This window comes from Helicobacter bilis ATCC 51630, from assembly GCF_000686565.1.
Taxonomy (GTDB): Bacteria; Campylobacterota; Campylobacteria; order Campylobacterales; family Helicobacteraceae; genus Helicobacter_A; species Helicobacter_A bilis.
The window spans coordinates 21,731-37,806 of the sequence record NZ_JMKW01000023.1 but is presented as its reverse complement, the minus strand read 5'-3'; the positions used below and the strand labels follow the sequence as shown (position 1 = coordinate 37,806).

Below are 16,076 nucleotides of genomic sequence, written 5' to 3'. Positions count from 1 at the left end.
GGGGGGGGGGGGGGTGCTATGCCATAGAGATTTGCAATTACCCAATATCCTTTTTAATGGAAGTGAGATAAAACTCATTGATTTTGAATATGCTGGCTTTAGCTGCATTGAATGGGAGTTTGGGAATCTAGTCGCAGAGTTAGAGCTCACTCAAGCACAAATAGAGCATATCATACATTACTACAATAAAAACAACTGCAATAAAAACAACTCCAATAAAAATAGTTTGCAAACACTTACCTTTCAAAGTGTGATTGAAGGCTCACTTATGGCAAACTATATCTGGGCGTTATGGGGGTGGATTTATAATCGCATTGATTTAGGAAGAGATTATCTTTTTAGATTCCAAAACAATCTTACTTTATTACAGAATCTTGCGAAAAATAAGTCTTTGGGGGTATGATATGGGGAGAATAAGCGGACATATTCTAGCTTTTAGCAGCGTGTTTTTTTGGTCAGCCCTTTATGTTTCTGTGAAGATTCTCCTAGATTATTTATCGCCTTTTGAGTTGCTTATTTTACAATTTGTATTTGGCTATATTATGCTATTTATGATGAAGCCGACTTTTCTTAGAATCTCACTCAAAGAGGAAGCAATGTTTGCCATTGCGGGCTTATGTGGCATTAGTATTTATAATCTATTTTTGAATCTAGCCATAGAGCAAACCTATGCTTCAAATGTAAGTGTCATCATCGCTACCGCCCCGCTTTTTACGGGCATTTTTGCCTTTATGCTTAGGATTGAAAAGCCTTATAGAAATTTTTTTATAGGCTTTATGCTGTGTATTATAGGCATTATTTTGCTGAGTTATGGCGATGGTGAAGCGGTAGGATTTAACCCATTTGGCGATATGTTGGCTTTAATCTCGGCTATTGGCTGGGGTGCGTATTCTGTGGCGATTGTTAGCATTATGGATAGGAGATATAATATCATCATTGCGACAAGAAAGATAGTGTTTTATGGAATCTTATTTTTAATCCCGGGCTTTTTTATATTTGATTTTAAGCCGCAATGGCACGAACTTTTAGAACCTATGGTAGCATTTAATTTCATTTTTATTGTGCTTTTTCCATCAGCCCTTTGCTTTTTAATGTGGAACAAGGCGACTTTGCTTATCGGTGCGATTAAGACAAATATTTATGTATATCTTACGCCTATTATTACGATTATCGTGGCGATGATAGCTATTGATGAGCGACTTGGATTCTATGGAATCATAGGGGTTGTTTTAACCCTTTGTGGTGTTATTATTGGTGAGTGTAGGAATAAGAGAGTATAGTTTATTCTAACTTCAAGCATTTGATTGAATCTAAAACTACATGCTTACATACAAGCTAAACTTAAAGCATTTTAGCAGATTGCTACAATGCTTTCTAACCTTTCAACTTTTGCTGGTCTTTAAGGTAATTAAAAAGTAATTCACTATATCCAAAGCTACCACTCAAATTCTCTGAAAGCTGTTCTTTAAACATAGCATTATAAATATCACTACCGGGTTGTTTAGGATACAATGGATTATCAAGGTTTAATGCTGTATCAAGCAGGGTTTTAATAAAGATTGCCTCAAATTTATCAGTTTGTTCTCGCAATGCCTTATCACTCTCAAGCGTCTTGCCATCAACCTTTGCTTTTAAATCCTTGATTAAGCCACTCTCTTTTGATTGTGCTAATGAACTCATAGTGCTAGTCGTATCAAGTTTCATAATGTCTCCTTACATTTAATGTAAATAAAGCCAAGCAAAATAGATTCCCAAACCACACAATACAATCATTGTAGCAAAAAATAAAAAAGATAAAACACAAAAGTTTTATTTTTGTATTTATTGCATTATAATTGTGTAAAAGTTTAGACAAGGAAGTAGAATGCTGCAAAAGATTCTCATATTTTTTTATATTGCTTTTTCTCTTCATGCTTTTGCTAATGATAATGTTTCTATACTAAAAAGCTATATTGCTAGTGAATATAAACGCATATATCCAGAACTCACCATAGAATCTATATCGCTTGTTACTCGAAATACACTTGATCTTTATGCAGTGAGCATTGTATCAAAACAGCTAAATACAACAAAAAGTGCAAATGGCTATCTCACTTTGCAGTATAGACAGAATGGAAAAGTCTTGCAAGATTCTATACGCTATAGTATAAATGGCTCTATACAGATTCACACCGCCACAGAGAATATTCGGGCAGGTAGCAACATAACCACAAATAGCTTTATGACTAAGACGCAGGACTTCTCATCACTCGCCCTAATCCCTGCTAGTAGATATGAGATACTGCAGTCAAGTGCAAAAGTCTATATCCCCATAAATTCGATAATCTATCGCAATAAACTTGCTAAAAGAATGCTTGTGTCTAAAGATTCTAATGTCAAAATTATATTCCGTGATAATGGCATTGAAGCAAGTGCAAGCGGCAGAGCATTAGAAAATGGCGTGCAAGGCGATATTATTAAGATTGAGAATCTTGAAAGCAAACGCACAATCAATGCAAAAGTCATAGCTGAAAATGTCGTGCAGATATATTAGTCTTTTGGTAATACACAAAGCCCTGCGTCAAGATTCTTACAAGCTATTAATAGCATAATGTTTGCGTGTTGTGAAACAATAATGAAACTACGCATGACATAACCCCATATAAGCACATATTTTATGAAATATCACACAAAAATCAAATTATTATAGCTTTTAGCGACTATTTTACACGCTGTAAGTCAGCATTCCAACTATAAGATCTAGATTTAAGAATCTTATATTTATTTCCACTTAACTACAAGCATTCTGCATGCGAAACACCTATGAGAATATCCATTACACATAAAAAATATAACATTATGGAAAAAATGAAATATATTCTATGGATTACTTTTTTTAAAACGCAAATGTTATTAACTTTATTTTTTTATTGTAGAAACAGATTAGTATTTAAAGGAAAAATATGCGAGAAATTGTGGTAGTGGCAGCTAAAAGGACTGCTATTGGTTCATTTTTAGGCACACTTAAAAACACTTCTGCAAAGGATATGGCGACTACACTTTGCAAGGCTTTGATTAAAGATTTGAATATAGAGCATAGCCATATAGATGAGCTGATTTTAGGCAATGTTTTGCAAGCGCACAAGGGCAGAATCTAGCAAGGCAGGTGCTTTTAAATAGTGGCATTCCACTTGATAAAACCGCTTTTGTTGTCAATATGGTTTGTGGGTCTGGATTAAAGGCTATCCAGCTGGGATATGATTCCATAAAGCTTGGATATTCAAATATGATTCTTAGCGGTGGTGTTGAGAACATGTCTTTATCGCCATTTTTATTAGAAAATGTAAGAAATGGTTATAGAATGGGGCATCAGCAAACAAGTGATAGCATGATAAAAGATGGGCTTTGGTGCGCTATTAACGACTATCACATGGGGATTACTGCGGAAAACTTAGCTAAGAAATATAATATCTCAAGGCAGGAGCAAGATGAATATGCTCTGCAATCGCAATTAAGGGCAGCTAAGGCTATCAGTGAGGGAAGATTTAAAGATGAGATTCTGCCCTTAAATGTGTATGATAGAAAAAAAGAGATAATCTTTAGTGAAGATGAATTTGTGCGAAAAGATTGTAATATAGAATCTTTGTCAAAGTTAAAACCCGCATTTGATAAAAATGGTAGCGTTACAGCGGGTAATTCATCAGGTATTAATGATGCTGGGGCTATGCTTGTATTATGCGAAAAAGAGAGGGCAAAAGAGTCAAATCTGCCTATATTAGCGAATATAAAAGGCTTTGCAAGTATAGGTGTAGATTCTACAATTATGGGTATAGGTGCGGCTTTTGCGGCTAAAAAAGTCCTGCAACAACAAAAACTTACTATCAATGATATGGATATTATTGAAGCAAATGAAGCCTTTGCAGCACAAAGCCTAGCAACAACGAAAGAGTTAAGCGCGGATATAAATAAAGTAAATATTAATGGTGGTGCAATCGCATTAGGGCATCCAATAGGTGCGAGTGGGGCTAGAATCTTAATTAGCCTTATTTATGCGTTAAGAGCAAATAAGAAGAATTTAGGATTAGCTACCCTATGTATCGGCGGTGGACAGGGCATTGCATGTGTGGTTGAGATAATATAGATATGGGAGAATGTAATGAATAAAATAATTGATAATCTAGATATAGCATTTAAGCAGCTTAAAGATGGCGATACACTTTTAGTCGGTGGTTTTGGATTATGTGGCATACCAGAATATAGCATTGCAAAGATAAAAGAGTTAGGGATAAAAAATCTTGTCGTTGTGAGTAATAATTGCGGTGTTGATGATTTTGGTTTAGGTATATTACTGCATGATAGACAGATTAAAACTATTATTGCTTCTTATGTTGGTGAGAATAAAACTTTTGAAAAGCAATTTATAAGTGGTGAGCTAGAAGTGATACTCACCCCGCAAGGCACTTTAGCAGAACAGCTTAGGGCAGGTGGAGCGGGTATTGCCGCATTCTATACCCCAACAGGTGTTGGCACTTTGGTAGCAGAAAATAAAGAGCATAAAGATTTTAATGGTAAAACCTATATATTAGAACATGCTATCACGGGGGATTTTGCCTTAGTAAAAGCACAAAAGGCGGATAAATATGGGAATCTAATCTTTAATAAAACCGCTAGAAATTTTAATCCCTTATGTGCTATGGCGGGTAAAACTACAATAGCAGAAGTAGAAGAAGTAGTCGATGAGATTAATCCAGATAGCATACATTTAAGCGGTATTTATGTAGATTTTGTTTATAAGGGAAATAATTTTGAAAAAAGAATAGAAAAAGTTATTACAAGAAAGGATTCATAATGTCAAAAGAAATCATTGTAAAAAGAGCGGCAAAAGAAGTTAAAGATGGTATGTATATTAACCTTGGCATAGGTATCCCCACACTTATTGCTGATGAGATAGAAAAAATGGAATTAGAAGTTTTTTTACAATCAGAAAATGGGCTTTTGGGTATTGGAGCATATCCTACGATAGATGAAGTTTGTGCAGATTTGATTAATGCGGGAAAAGAGACTGTTACAGCAGTAAAAGGGGCTAGCTTCTTTGATAGTGCAGAGAGTTTTGCCATGATACGCGGAGGGCATATTGACTTAGCAATTCTAGGTGCTATGGAAGTATCTCAAAATGGAGATTTAGCAAACTACATGATACCGGGTAAATTGGTAAAAGGTATGGGTGGGGCTATGGATTTAGTCAGCGGGGCAAAAAGCATCGTTGTTGTTATGGAGCATACAAATAAATATGGCGAAAGTAAGCTTAAAAAAGCATGTACGCTGCCCTTAACTGGTAAAAATGTAGTCAATAAACTTATTACAGAACTTGGCGTATTTGAGTTTAAAAATGGGAGTATGAAGCTTATTGAATTAATGGAAGGTGTAAGTTTAGAAGAAGTTAAAGACAAAACTGAAGCTAATTTTGAGATATGTTTGAAGTGAAAGGAAGGATATGGAAAAAGTAGTTGTTATCACTGGTTCTGCAAGTGGGATAGGCTTTAATGTCGGGGAATCTTTTTTGCAAAATGGTTACAAGGTTATTTTCTCTGATATTAACACAAAGGCATTGCAAGATTGCACGAGTAAATTTGATGCAAATCGGTGCTTGGGTGTTCCTTGCGATGTCAGCAAAGAAGGAGATATTAAACATTTAATTGAAACTGCAAAGAATCATTTTGGAAGAATTGATGTTTTTATTAATAATGCAGGATTGCAATATGTTGCCAAAATAGAAGATTTTCCAACAGAAAAATTTGTGCAAATGCTAAATATCATGTTGGTTGGTGCATTTCTTAGTACAAAATATGTTTTACCGATTATGAAAGAGCAAAATTTTGGACGCATTATTAATATGTCTTCAATCAATGGAATCATAGGATTTGCCGGAAAAGTTGCCTACAATAGTGCAAAACATGGCATTATAGGGCTTACAAAGGTTACTGCCCTAGAGTGTGCAACTCATAATATCACTGCAAACGCCATTTGTCCTGGCTATATTGATACCCCTTTGGTAAGAGGACAAATGCAAGATTTGGCTAATACAAGGGGAGTGAGCGTAGAAAATGTTTTAGACGAAGTTCTTTATCCATTAATACCGCAGAAGCAACTTATAGATGTTAAGGATATTGCAGCTTTAGCATTATTCTTAAGCTCCAATGAAGCCAAACACATAACCGGTGCTAATATGGTTATTGATGGTGGATACACCACACAATAAATTGAAAGGATAAAAAATGTTGGGAATTATACTAGGATTAATTGTTTTAATGATTCTAGCATATCTTGGTTGGTCCATTATTTGGATAGCACCAATAGCAGCTGGAATTGTGGCCTTAGGTGGTGGTTTAGACCTATTTGATGCTTATACCAATGTTTATATGAGTGGTTTTGTAGGTTTTGCTAAAGCGTGGTTTCCTGTTTTTATGCTTGGAGCTATCTTTGGAAAACTTATGCAAATTACTAACATGGCAACCTCTGTTTCCTTGGTTATAGGAAAAGCATTAGGACAAAAAAGAGCTATTTTAGGAGTTATCCTCTCTGCAGCAGTTTTAACCTATGGGGGAGTAAGTTTATTTGTCGTTGTTTTTGCAGTATATCCTCTAGCTTTAGAGCTTTTTAAGGCTGCAAATATTTCAAGAAGACTCATACCTCCTACCATAGCCTTAGGTGCTTTTACTTTCACTATGGCAGCACTCCCAGGAAGCCCCCAAATACAAAATCTCATTCCAATAAAATACTTCCATACCACAGCAATGGCAGCACCCATTACAGGAATAGTAACGGGTTTAATTATGTTTATAGGCGGATATTTATATTTAAAATACAGAGAGAATACCTTAAGGAACAAAGGAGAAGTTTATAAAGAGCCAAAAGAAATGCAAAAAGAGCAAATTCCTAGCAAAAATCCTAATTTTTTGCTCTCTTTAGCTCCTTTATTTTGTGTGGTGCTGTTACTCAATGCTTTTAAATTTAATATCATCAACGCCCTACTTTGCGGAATCCTTTTAATTTTAATCCTTAATATCACACAATTTAAAAGATTTATTCTAGCTATTAATGAGGGAGCAAGTGGTTCTGTAATTGCTATTATCAATACAAGTGCAGCGGTAGGGTTTGGTTCGGTAGTAAAAAGCGTCCCGGGATTTCAAAGTTTAATTGACTTGCTGCTAAGCATAAAAGGAAGTCCCCTTATTTCAGAAGCTATTGCTGTTAATCTCTTAGCCGGTGCTACTGGTTCTGCATCAGGAGGTATGGGGATAGCCTTAGAAGCTCTAGCGGATAAATACAAAGAAATAGCCCTTAATCAATCCATCCCTTTAGAGCTTTTTCACAGGATTGCTTCAATCTCCTCTGGAGGTCTTGACGCACTTCCCCATAATGGTGCAGTCTTAACCTTACTGGCTATCACAGGTCTTAGCCATAAGCAAAGCTATTTAGACATTTGTGTCGTTGCTGTGATTATCCCTATTATTGCTTTAATTGTAGGGATTATTCTAGCTACTTTTGGAATTTACTAAAGGATTTTTTATGATTATCTTAAGAAAATTTACACAAGGCTGCGTTGTTTTAGCCTCAAAATGTTTGCCTGATTCTTTTGTTTTAGTTATTTTACTTTCTTTTATCGTCTTTTTGTTAGGCATTTTTGCAACCGGACAAAGCCCTTTAAGAATGATTAATCATTGGGGAAGTGGTACTTGGAATTTGCTTGGGTTTTCTATGCAAATGGCTCTAGTTTTAGTGCTAGGGCAAGCTCTAGCAAGTGCCTCTATTATCAAAAATATGCTTACAAAAATTAGTCAGATTCCACAATCAAAAGTTACAAGCATTATGCTTGTTTGCTTTTTAAGTCTTATTGCTAATTGGATTAATTGGGGATTTGGACTTGTCATCTCTGCTATTTTTGCTAAAGAAATTGCTAAAAATGTCAAAGGTATTGATTATAGGCTTTTAATCGCAAGTGCCTATTCTGGTTTTGTTATCTGGCATGGAGGATTAAGTGGTTCTATACCCTTAACCTTAGCAAGTGGTGGAGATTCTTTAAGTAAAACAACACAAGGGCTATTAACAGAGGCTATCCCTACTTCACTCACAATATTTTCAAGTTATAATCTCATTATTACCGCTGTAATTATTATCTTTTTGCCCCTACTCTTAAGCCTCATACATCCCGATGAAAAAAACACTATTGCCATTGATAAAAAACTTTTAGAAGAAGATAAGGAAAAAGAAATAATCTCTCACAAAGGAGAACATACTATCGCCTCCTCTTTAGAGCAAAGCTTTATTATCACCGCTTTAATTGCTTGTTTTGGTTTTACTTATATTATTATGTATTTTTATAATGGTGGGAATCTTAATTTAAATATCATTAATCTCATTTTTTTATTCTTAGGAATTTTACTCCATAAAACCCCTATTTCTTATATCAAAGCCATCAATAAAGCCGCAAGAAGTGCTGCTGGAATCATTTTGCAATTCCCTTTTTATGCAGGAATTATGGGTATGATGAATGGCTCTTTAAATGGTGGAGAATCTCTTGTAACACTACTCTCTGTTAGTTTTACCAACATTGCAAATGCTGATAATTTTGCTTTCCTTAGCTTCTTAAGTGCTGGAATTGTCAATATCTTTGTCCCAAGTGGTGGAGGACAATGGGCAGTTCAAGCTCCTATTATGCTCAGTGCTGGAGCAACTTTAGGCGTTAAACCTGAAGTCGTTGCTATGGCTATTGCATGGGGAGATGCTTGGACAAATATGATTCAACCTTTTTGGGCATTACCTGCTTTAGCTATTGCCGGACTTGGTGCAAAAGACATTATGGGATATTGTGTGATAACCCTTTTATTCACAGGCGTAGTTATTAGTTGCGGATTTTTCTTTTTGACTTAGATTTAGTCGAATATGTTGTATTGTCTTGTAGGCAATATGCTTTAGAACTTTTGGAGACTATTTTTTGGCTAGAGTCTCTGGTGTGGAAACAAATATGGTGAGTAATACGCTTGAAAATATATCCATAGAGAAATCAATCTTATCTGTTAATTGTGAATTATAATTTTCCTCTTAGTTTTTTAGACAACCTATTTAATCGTCTAAAAAATGTTTTATTTAACTTCTTATTTAATCTCTCGATCTCTAGCTGACAATCGCTCATATATCCATAAATGAAAGGATTGACCAAGTGCATCGGCTTTGGCGTGATTTTATAGCCCAATGTCTCAAAGATTTCTGCTTTACCCTTATGAACATACAACATTATGTTCTGTCTATACCAATGTGCAATTTTTGTATTTTCCCACACCTTTGGACGCACAATATCGAAACATACATAGTCATATTTTTTAAAAATGTCTGCCCAATAGGCTGGTGGTTGCTCATTGACATGATGTGTGCCACCTTGATGGGGAATTGCTGCGGAAAAAAGAATAATATCAGATAGGGAAGTTAGAGTGCGAACAAAATTTTCTGCATATTCTGCGTATAAATGCTCGGCAACCTCTAAGGATTGTGCGATACTAAAGGGTTTGGCCCCCCCCCATTGTCTCATCAAGCGTATCGCTATTTGTGTCATTTGTATTTTGTGTATTAGTTTTAATATCTGCATTTTTACAATGCTCTAAAACCTCGCTTACTATCGCATTAGAATCTGCAGTCAAATCTATTCTATGAAAAAATTTGTATGGAATGAAAAAGCGTTCGCCCTCCACACTATTGCCATCAATACCACAAATGCTAATATTGCCATATTTTTCCTGCCATGCCCTAAGCCATGTGCCAACACCACAACCAACATCAATGACACTCGTTACATTATCGCTTAAGTTCGGCAATAACTCTGCAATAGAATCAAGTGTTGCTTTTGCAGATTTGTAACTCTCATTTCCTTGATCGCCATACCACTCTGCATTATAGGTTGCCATCATCTCGACACTACTCATTTTGTTATCCATATTCTTTTCCCCTAATAAATACGCGTTACGCTGCTTGGCTAAGCTTTTTTACCGCACTATTTAGTCGGCTTACTTTTCGTGCAGCTGTGTTTTTCTTTAAGATTCCCTTGCTTACAAACTTGTGAATCTCTTTGTTTGCAATCTTAAAAGCTTCATTTGCTTTGTCAAGGTCTTTGCTTACTACTGCCTCACGCACTGCTTTTGTGATGTTTTTAAGTCGTGTGCGATAATATCTATTGCGTTCTGTTCTCTTCTCTGTTTGACGAATGCGTTTTTCTGCTGACTTATGATTTGCCATGTTTTTCCTTTTAAATAAAATAACAAAAATTAAAAGCCTTAATTTTAACATAAAATCTTTAAAGTATGTTAAAATTTTATGATTTATTGCATTAAGGAAAGAAGTATATGAAGATTTTTGGCACAGATGGCGTGAGGGGTAAGGCTGGTGTGGATATTACCGCTATGGTTACGTTGCGGCTTGGCATTGCTGCTGGATTGTATTTCCAAAGAGATTCTATTGGGAATAGAATCCTTGTTGGCAAAGATACAAGGCGAAGTGGCTATATGGTTGAAAATGCGCTTGTATCCGGGCTTACCGCTGTTGGTATGGATGTGATACAAGTAGGTCCTATGCCAACACCTGCTATTGCGTTTTTGACTGAAGATATGCGTTGTGATGCGGGCATTATGATTAGTGCTAGTCATAATCCCTACTTTGATAATGGCATTAAATTCTTTGATAAATATGGCTTTAAACTCGATGAGACAAAAGAGCAAGAGATAGAATCTTTATATCATAGCAAGGATTTAGAGAGACATTATAAAATCGGCACAGAGATTGGTGCAAGTAAAAGGATTGATGATGTAATCGGTCGCTATATCGTGCATATTAAAAACTCTTTTCCTAAGCATTTGACTTTGCAAGGGGTAAGAATCGTGCTTGATTGTGCGAATGGTGCGGCATATAGGGTAGCCCCAAGTGTATTTGAAGAGCTTGGTGCTGATGTGATTGTGCTAAGTGATTCTCCAAATGGCTCAAATATTAATGAAAACTGCGGGGCAATGCACCCAAATGTATTAGCTGATGAGGTAAAAAGGCTTCGTGCGGATATTGGCTTTGGGCTTGATGGTGATGCGGATAGATTGATAGTGATTGATAATGAGGGTAATTTAATCGATGGAGATAAACTTATTGGGGCATTAGCCCTCTATCAAAAAAAGAAAAAATTGCTACATAATAATGGCATAGTAGCGACACTTATGAGTAATATCGCGCTAGAGACTTTCTTAAGAGTGCATGATATTAAGCTAGAGCGATGCAATGTCGGCGATAAATATGTATTACAAGCAATGCTTAAATGTGGCTTTAACTTTGGCGGAGAACAAAGCGGACATATCATCTTTTCAGACTTTGCAAAAACGGGCGATGGCTTAGTCTCTGCCCTGCAAGTAGCAGCCCTTGTGCTAGAGAGTAATAAGACAAGTAAAGATGCACTAAATCCTTTCGCCCTTGCACCACAAAAGCAAAGTAATCTTCAAATAAAGCAAAAATTACCACTAGATTCCATACAAGGCTTAAATGAGATTCTAAAAGAGATAGAATCTCATAAAATCCGCCATCTAGTCCGCTATTCTGGCACAGAGAATAAAATCCGCATTCTACTTGAGGGCAATGATGAAGCAAAACTTGAATCTTATAATGCTAGGTTGCAAGAACTTTTTCTAAAAACTCTATGCTAAAGCATGTCAAAACAAGGAAGCATAATGTCTAGGCTTTTAATATCTCTATTTTTTACATTTTTTTCTATTGCACTAGCCGCTACAAAAGACAATAAACTTGCAACAGATTCTACTAACTTAGCCTGTTTTAAGGAACAATGCAAGGGTGGTATTTGTATCTATATATGTAATATTAGCGACATTGATTTTAATCGTTATATTATAGAATCTAGTGAGATTGAATACGCTTATGCTACATGGCTAGAGCTTACAAAAATGGAGTATTTACCGCAGACTTTACCAAATGAAAACTATGAATACACAGACGAACAAACCACTATAAAATACGCTTGGAAAACTAAAGATAGACTAGAGATTGGCTTTTATGAAAGAGAGAATCTTGTAGGCAGTCTGCATATCTATAAAAGTGATAAATTTATTGTAATTGATGATGGATTGCACTCTATCATCAATTATTAGGGAATCTTATGCTTAAAACACCGCTTGTTGTCATGCCACACTCTCTCACACAATATACAAATATGTCTTATGATACATATAGCGGGAATATCACGGGTGATGATATAGAATCTATCAAGCATATTTTAGAGACTGATACAAAAGAGCTACTCATTTTTATCGGTGGATTCTGTGATACTTATTATAAAGTGGTATGGAGGGCATTTTGTGAGAGCTTGTTTTCACAAAGAAAAAACGAGAAGCAATATGGTATGCTTTATATAAGTTTTAATTGCTATGCTTTTTTACTTGATTTTCTACCAAAGTTAAGTGGGGCAGGATACAATATCTCTGTGATAGCACATAGCTGGGGTGCGAAAAATATCTTGCGTTGCTGTTTAGATTCTAATGCGATTTATTTAAAGAATCTTATAACACTTGATTGTGTAGGACACTTTAAAATCACTCATCGTCCAAAACATATACAATCTTGGGAAAATATCTATATCGCTAATCATTTCGAACACTACAATCGTGCAAATATCGCCGCTATAATCGGTGGTGCAAAACAAGAAATCATCTATGCAGACATAAACACAGGCATAGCCCCACCAGCCCATCATGCAAGCGTGCCTATAATGCTACATAATGCTAAACTTATAAGGTTGTGGTGATGACTGCTCTCAAACATATTACTTAAGCTAGAAACTAAGTCGTGATCGCAGACCGCATTTGCTTACACTCACAAAAAACTTAGCAAGAAATCTAATTTCTAAGCCTTATTAGCGGATACAATACAAGCGACAGAATCTAGCTTGTTACCGCCTTAGATTCTATACCATACGCAACACGCTATTTACAATATGTCCTATCATGTGTGCTTAGTTTTTCTTTTGCATCTGTTATGTCAGATTCTATTTGTATTTTTAGATCGTTAAGGTTTAAAAACTTTTTATTATCACGCAGGTAGGCTACAAAAAAGATTGTAATTGCTTCATTATGCCTTGTGTTTATAGTTTCATCAATAATATGTGTTTCAATACAGAATCTCTCATCAGTGCTGAAGCGATTGCCAACAAATGACACTGCGTTATAAAGCATGCCATTATAATAAGCAAAGGTGGCATATACGCCATGTTTTGGCACAAAATAAAGCGTATTTTTCATATTAATAGTAGGATAGAGTTCCTTGCTGCCTATGCCCTGTCCTTTTATAATGCGTCCTTTGATATGATAGAATCGCTCAAGCATAGCATTTGCGTTTTGTACCTCGCCTTGTTTTAAAAGGTCTTTAATAATGCTTGTATGCAATGGTATATTGAGATAAGTTTGTGGGGCTACAATCTTTATTTGGACTTCAGCTTTACCCATGAGTTTTAATAGTCCATATAAATCACTTGCATGACTCATTCTATCCTTGCCAAAGTGAAAATCATAGCCTATGACAATACACTTCAAATGCGGCATAACCATAAAAAGTAATTGCAAAAACTGCATAGAATCCCATGATTTAATACTCTCAAATCGAAGACGAAAAAAGGGGATATGCGTATATTTTGTCCGCTCTTTTGGCGGGGTTATAAAGGGGGGCTTGACTGAAGCAATACTTAAGGCACAGCCATTTGTCCCTACAAGTCCTAGTAAATATTTATGCGCTTTGTGCATACCATCAAATTTGCCAATGGCTACCCGCTCATAAGGTAGCTTAGAATTGACAAAAGATAAAAAACTCTTCATTACCTTCCTTTCCTGCTAAGAGTGATTTCTCTACAAAAATATAGAGTGCGTTTTTAGCTTTTAGTAATGCTAGAAATGATTCTAAACATGCTAAGATTATTTTCGTGTCTTTGATGACACCTTTTTTATTGCGTTTTGCTTGTATGCCGACTTCATATTGTGGTTTATATAAAAGCAGCATGGTTTTTGAGAGATTAAGCAGAGATTCTAAAATATTCTCTAGTGAGATAAAGCTTACATCGCATACTAAAAAATCAAATAGATTCTCTTTCAGGACTCTATGTTTAGAATCTTTTATGCGTTCTATAATCTTTTCTTTATAGATATGAAAATCTTGTGAAAAGATTCTAATATCTACATTTTCAATCGATACAATTTCATCTCTTTTGGATAGATTAGAATCTAGTTGTAAGCTACCAATATCTTGTGCGATTATAAGCTTTGGCTTATAAGTGAGTAGCACTTGACTAAATCCCCCAGCACTTGCTCCAACATCAAGGATAATAGAATCTTTTATTAGTAAAGGAAGTATTTCTTTTAAGCTTGTTGTGATATAAGTTTGTAGGCTAGATTCCATATTGTGTTTTATAGAATCATGGGCTTTTTGCCATATAACTAAATCTTTTGTGAAATGAGATAAAAAGCTATTTTCTTTTGTTAAAAGCAAGGGGTTATAGAATGCAGAATAATAGGCACTAGATTCTGTATTATGTAGAAATCTTTGCAGTTTTAATGCTGCCCTACTACAAAAAATCTCACTTTCTATAAAAAAGTCCTGCTTTATGCTTATGGAATCTGTATCGCTTATATTAAAGGCTGGTTTTAAGATAATTTTGCCATTTACGCTGACTTGGGCTTGTTTTATAAGCTCGAGAGCTTTTTGCCTTGTGATATGCGTATATTTTTGTGTGATAAAGCAATCAAGCCGCATAGACATTACTCAACAATAACCGCATCTTCAATATACGCGTTTGCTTCATTACTATGATTTTCACCATACCAAGCAAACATATAATGCGTTAATACAAGCATTTGCCATGTCGCAATAAAGCAATTTAGCACAGGTATATAAAGCGGGATAAAAATAAATATATTTATAGCGATAAGCGGCAGTCTATTTGTCTGTAAAAATAGCTTATAAGAATCTTTTGACATAATGCTAATGCCAATATCATGATTGAGATTCTTGCAATAAAACTGAAAATATACAAAAATGCCAAGTATTAAGCCAATAAAACCTAAGCCGATAAATGAAAGCAAATAGCACCCAAGTGAAAAGATGATGAATTTTAGCAAAGTTTTTAAAAGCAACACAGAGCTTAAACGAAGAGATTCCATAAAGTTTGGTGCGTTTAGCCGTATATAAGGATAATAAGTCTTATGCACGAATTGCACTACAAGCGGGGCTAAAAATGCGTTTATAATACTCATGCAAATACCTACTAAAACCACACCGCATAGCACTAAAGAAATAGTCGCAAAAAATATGAGTAGATAGTATGAGATTTTAGGCAAGATTCCTTCACTCAAAGCGTAATTAATCCAAATGCTAGGAAACTGGTGCAAAAACCAATCAAAATGCGTAATACTTAAAGTAATCACAACTACCCATAGCAAAATAGAGCAGCAAAATGGCAAAAAACTTAAAAGTAACATATATCTACACCGCAAACTATGCCATGCTTGTTTAAAGCATTGTGTGATTATAGTCCTTGCATAATTGGGCTTAATATTAATTTTCATCTACGCTTTCCTTATATCATTTAGAATCATTTAGCATGATGAAAGCTTTTCTATGTATATATTCATATTTTAATCCTTTTTTATTGTTGCTTTTTTGTCTTTTTTGCTTCTATAAATCACATATAGCCCGGATACTACGGGCAAAAGTCCAACCATTGATAACATAATTAACGCTAAAATTTCATGTTTCATAACTAACCCCTTTAATCTCTCAAATTTTCAGCAATATTAAAGAAAATAATACCAACAAAAATAAGACAAATAAACACAATCCCTATACCATAAATAGTATATTCATTATTATTTGTGAAAAAATACCCAATTAATCCAAGTTCTGCTACAAACAGAGCAGTAATAATGTTTTTGAGTAAATCTATAACAACCTTATAGTATTCCTTATCTCCATTCAACATGCTTAAATCCTTTATTATGTGTTTCAAATGTGATATT

At 35.1% G+C, this 16,076-nt stretch carries 20 protein-coding genes and 1 pseudogene; 12 read left to right on the top strand and 9 right to left on the bottom strand.

What is annotated here, in order from left to right; all coding sequences use genetic code 11:
- Together T368_RS0105895 and T368_RS0105890 are read left to right on the top strand one after the other, a co-directional pair.
- Positions 1–403: phosphotransferase family protein (locus tag T368_RS0105895; RefSeq protein WP_027338358.1), on the top strand; the 403-nt coding region annotated here is incomplete at its 5' end.
- Between the two features lies 1 nt (position 404).
- Positions 405–1,280 carry a DMT family transporter gene (locus T368_RS0105890; RefSeq protein ID WP_004084461.1) on the top strand — a complete coding sequence of 292 codons (876 nt, stop codon included), beginning with the start codon at positions 405–407 and terminating at the stop codon, positions 1,278–1,280.
- A 94-nt stretch (positions 1,281–1,374) separates the two neighbouring features.
- Here the strand turns inward: T368_RS0105890 and T368_RS0105885 are convergent, their stop codons facing one another.
- Entirely contained in the window at positions 1,375–1,704 is a 330-nt protein-coding gene (locus T368_RS0105885; RefSeq protein ID WP_004084473.1) for a hypothetical protein, read from the bottom strand.
- A gap of 160 nt (positions 1,705–1,864) precedes the next feature.
- On the opposite strand from T368_RS0105885, the gene flgA reads away from it, so the two are divergent.
- From flgA to T368_RS0105850, 7 genes and pseudogenes are all read left to right on the top strand, one after another.
- Positions 1,865–2,533 carry a flagellar basal body P-ring formation chaperone FlgA gene (gene flgA / locus T368_RS0105880; protein ID WP_004084475.1) on the top strand — a complete coding sequence of 223 codons (669 nt, stop codon included), beginning with the start codon at positions 1,865–1,867 and terminating at the stop codon, positions 2,531–2,533.
- 409 nt (positions 2,534–2,942) lie between these two features.
- Positions 2,943–4,120 (top strand): annotated as a pseudogene (locus T368_RS13410) (thiolase family protein).
- A 15-nt stretch (positions 4,121–4,135) separates the two neighbouring features.
- Positions 4,136–4,828 carry a CoA transferase subunit A gene (locus T368_RS0105870; protein ID WP_004084480.1) on the top strand — a complete coding sequence of 231 codons (693 nt, stop codon included), beginning with the start codon at positions 4,136–4,138 and terminating at the stop codon, positions 4,826–4,828.
- Positions 4,828–5,463 carry a 3-oxoacid CoA-transferase subunit B gene (locus T368_RS0105865; RefSeq protein ID WP_004084482.1) on the top strand — a complete coding sequence of 212 codons (636 nt, stop codon included), beginning with the start codon at positions 4,828–4,830 and terminating at the stop codon, positions 5,461–5,463. Before T368_RS0105870 ends, T368_RS0105865 begins: the two co-directional genes overlap by 1 nt.
- Positions 5,464–5,473: 10 nt before the next feature.
- Positions 5,474–6,238: a 3-hydroxybutyrate dehydrogenase gene (locus T368_RS0105860; RefSeq protein ID WP_004084484.1), complete on the top strand. Its 765-nt coding sequence runs from the start codon at positions 5,474–5,476 to the stop codon at positions 6,236–6,238.
- Positions 6,239–6,254: 16 nt separating this feature from the next.
- Complete coding sequence (locus T368_RS0105855) at positions 6,255–7,538, top strand: GntP family permease (RefSeq protein ID WP_004084486.1); 1,284 nt, start codon at positions 6,255–6,257, stop codon at positions 7,536–7,538.
- Between the two features lie 10 nt (positions 7,539–7,548).
- Positions 7,549–8,910 carry a TIGR00366 family protein gene (locus T368_RS0105850; RefSeq protein ID WP_004084488.1) on the top strand — a complete coding sequence of 454 codons (1,362 nt, stop codon included), beginning with the start codon at positions 7,549–7,551 and terminating at the stop codon, positions 8,908–8,910.
- 157 nt (positions 8,911–9,067) lie between these two features.
- Here the strand turns inward: T368_RS0105850 and T368_RS14920 are convergent, their stop codons facing one another.
- Genes T368_RS14920 through rpsT form a run of 3 tightly spaced genes read right to left on the bottom strand, consistent with a single transcriptional unit; the run spans position 9,068 to position 10,266 of the window.
- Positions 9,068–9,565, bottom strand: coding sequence for a hypothetical protein (locus tag T368_RS14920; RefSeq protein ID WP_080695790.1), 498 nt, complete (start codon positions 9,563–9,565; stop codon positions 9,068–9,070).
- Positions 9,534–9,956 carry a class I SAM-dependent methyltransferase gene (locus tag T368_RS14915; protein WP_237022134.1) on the bottom strand — a complete coding sequence of 141 codons (423 nt, stop codon included), beginning with the start codon at positions 9,954–9,956 and terminating at the stop codon, positions 9,534–9,536. Before T368_RS14915 ends, T368_RS14920 begins: the two co-directional genes overlap by 32 nt.
- A 37-nt stretch (positions 9,957–9,993) precedes the next feature.
- Positions 9,994–10,266, bottom strand: a complete 273-nt coding sequence (rpsT, locus tag T368_RS0105840; protein ID WP_004084492.1) for a 30S ribosomal protein S20 — start codon at positions 10,264–10,266, stop codon at positions 9,994–9,996.
- 107 nt (positions 10,267–10,373) lie between these two features.
- Between rpsT and glmM the strand changes: the two genes are divergently transcribed.
- From glmM to T368_RS0105825, 3 genes are read left to right on the top strand one after another with little or no spacing between them, the layout of a single operon-like run.
- Positions 10,374–11,708 (top strand): phosphoglucosamine mutase, encoded by a 1,335-nt coding sequence (gene glmM, locus T368_RS0105835; RefSeq protein WP_004084494.1) that lies wholly within the window; start codon positions 10,374–10,376, stop codon positions 11,706–11,708.
- Between the two features lie 24 nt (positions 11,709–11,732).
- Positions 11,733–12,167, top strand: a complete 435-nt coding sequence (locus tag T368_RS0105830) for a hypothetical protein (protein WP_004084496.1) — start codon at positions 11,733–11,735, stop codon at positions 12,165–12,167.
- A gap of 8 nt (positions 12,168–12,175) precedes the next feature.
- Complete coding sequence (locus T368_RS0105825) at positions 12,176–12,820, top strand: hypothetical protein (RefSeq protein WP_004084498.1); 645 nt, start codon at positions 12,176–12,178, stop codon at positions 12,818–12,820.
- Between the two features lie 178 nt (positions 12,821–12,998).
- Here the strand turns inward: T368_RS0105825 and T368_RS0105820 are convergent, their stop codons facing one another.
- The 5 genes from T368_RS0105820 to T368_RS0105800 all read right to left on the bottom strand — a co-directional run bounded on the left by T368_RS0105820 (position 12,999) and on the right by T368_RS0105800 (position 16,039).
- Entirely contained in the window at positions 12,999–13,883 is an 885-nt protein-coding gene (locus T368_RS0105820; protein ID WP_004084500.1) for a bifunctional riboflavin kinase/FAD synthetase, read from the bottom strand.
- Positions 13,852–14,814, bottom strand: a complete 963-nt coding sequence (locus tag T368_RS0105815; protein WP_004084502.1) for an SAM-dependent methyltransferase — start codon at positions 14,812–14,814, stop codon at positions 13,852–13,854. The genes T368_RS0105820 and T368_RS0105815 overlap by 32 nt, the downstream gene beginning before the upstream one ends.
- A 5-nt stretch (positions 14,815–14,819) precedes the next feature.
- Positions 14,820–15,626 (bottom strand): EI24 domain-containing protein, encoded by an 807-nt coding sequence (locus tag T368_RS0105810; RefSeq protein WP_004084504.1) that lies wholly within the window; start codon positions 15,624–15,626, stop codon positions 14,820–14,822.
- Positions 15,627–15,695: 69 nt separating this feature from the next.
- Positions 15,696–15,818: a hypothetical protein gene (locus tag T368_RS17135; protein ID WP_004084506.1), complete on the bottom strand. Its 123-nt coding sequence runs from the start codon at positions 15,816–15,818 to the stop codon at positions 15,696–15,698.
- 11 nt (positions 15,819–15,829) lie between these two features.
- Entirely contained in the window at positions 15,830–16,039 is a 210-nt protein-coding gene (locus T368_RS0105800; protein ID WP_004084507.1) for a hypothetical protein, read from the bottom strand.
- Positions 16,040–16,076 lie beyond the last annotated feature (37 nt).

Excerpts from the sequence above, each read along its gene's own strand:
- T368_RS0105860 (WP_004084484.1), top strand. The coding sequence starts at position 5,474 with ATGGAAAAAGTAGTTGTTATCACTGGTTCTGCAAGTGGGATAGGCTTT.
- T368_RS17135 (WP_004084506.1), bottom strand. The coding sequence starts at position 15,818 with ATGAAACATGAAATTTTAGCGTTAATTATGTTATCAATGGTTGGACTT.
- glmM (WP_004084494.1), top strand. The coding sequence starts at position 10,374 with ATGAAGATTTTTGGCACAGATGGCGTGAGGGGTAAGGCTGGTGTGGAT.
- T368_RS0105885 (WP_004084473.1), bottom strand. The coding sequence starts at position 1,704 with ATGAAACTTGATACGACTAGCACTATGAGTTCATTAGCACAATCAAAA.
- T368_RS0105810 (WP_004084504.1), bottom strand. The coding sequence starts at position 15,626 with ATGAAAATTAATATTAAGCCCAATTATGCAAGGACTATAATCACACAA.
- T368_RS14915 (WP_237022134.1), bottom strand. The coding sequence starts at position 9,956 with ATGAGTAGTGTCGAGATGATGGCAACCTATAATGCAGAGTGGTATGGC.
- T368_RS0105855 (WP_004084486.1), top strand. The coding sequence starts at position 6,255 with ATGTTGGGAATTATACTAGGATTAATTGTTTTAATGATTCTAGCATAT.
- T368_RS14920 (WP_080695790.1), bottom strand. The coding sequence starts at position 9,565 with ATGAGACAATGGGGGGGGGCCAAACCCTTTAGTATCGCACAATCCTTA.
- T368_RS0105890 (WP_004084461.1), top strand. The coding sequence starts at position 405 with ATGGGGAGAATAAGCGGACATATTCTAGCTTTTAGCAGCGTGTTTTTT.
- T368_RS0105850 (WP_004084488.1), top strand. The coding sequence starts at position 7,549 with ATGATTATCTTAAGAAAATTTACACAAGGCTGCGTTGTTTTAGCCTCA.
- T368_RS0105865 (WP_004084482.1), top strand. The coding sequence starts at position 4,828 with ATGTCAAAAGAAATCATTGTAAAAAGAGCGGCAAAAGAAGTTAAAGAT.
- rpsT (WP_004084492.1), bottom strand. The coding sequence starts at position 10,266 with ATGGCAAATCATAAGTCAGCAGAAAAACGCATTCGTCAAACAGAGAAG.
- T368_RS0105800 (WP_004084507.1), bottom strand. The coding sequence starts at position 16,039 with ATGTTGAATGGAGATAAGGAATACTATAAGGTTGTTATAGATTTACTC.
- T368_RS0105820 (WP_004084500.1), bottom strand. The coding sequence starts at position 13,883 with ATGAAGAGTTTTTTATCTTTTGTCAATTCTAAGCTACCTTATGAGCGG.
- T368_RS0105825 (WP_004084498.1), top strand. The coding sequence starts at position 12,176 with ATGCTTAAAACACCGCTTGTTGTCATGCCACACTCTCTCACACAATAT.
- T368_RS0105830 (WP_004084496.1), top strand. The coding sequence starts at position 11,733 with ATGTCTAGGCTTTTAATATCTCTATTTTTTACATTTTTTTCTATTGCA.
- T368_RS0105815 (WP_004084502.1), bottom strand. The coding sequence starts at position 14,814 with ATGCGGCTTGATTGCTTTATCACACAAAAATATACGCATATCACAAGG.
- flgA (WP_004084475.1), top strand. The coding sequence starts at position 1,865 with ATGCTGCAAAAGATTCTCATATTTTTTTATATTGCTTTTTCTCTTCAT.
- T368_RS0105870 (WP_004084480.1), top strand. The coding sequence starts at position 4,136 with ATGAATAAAATAATTGATAATCTAGATATAGCATTTAAGCAGCTTAAA.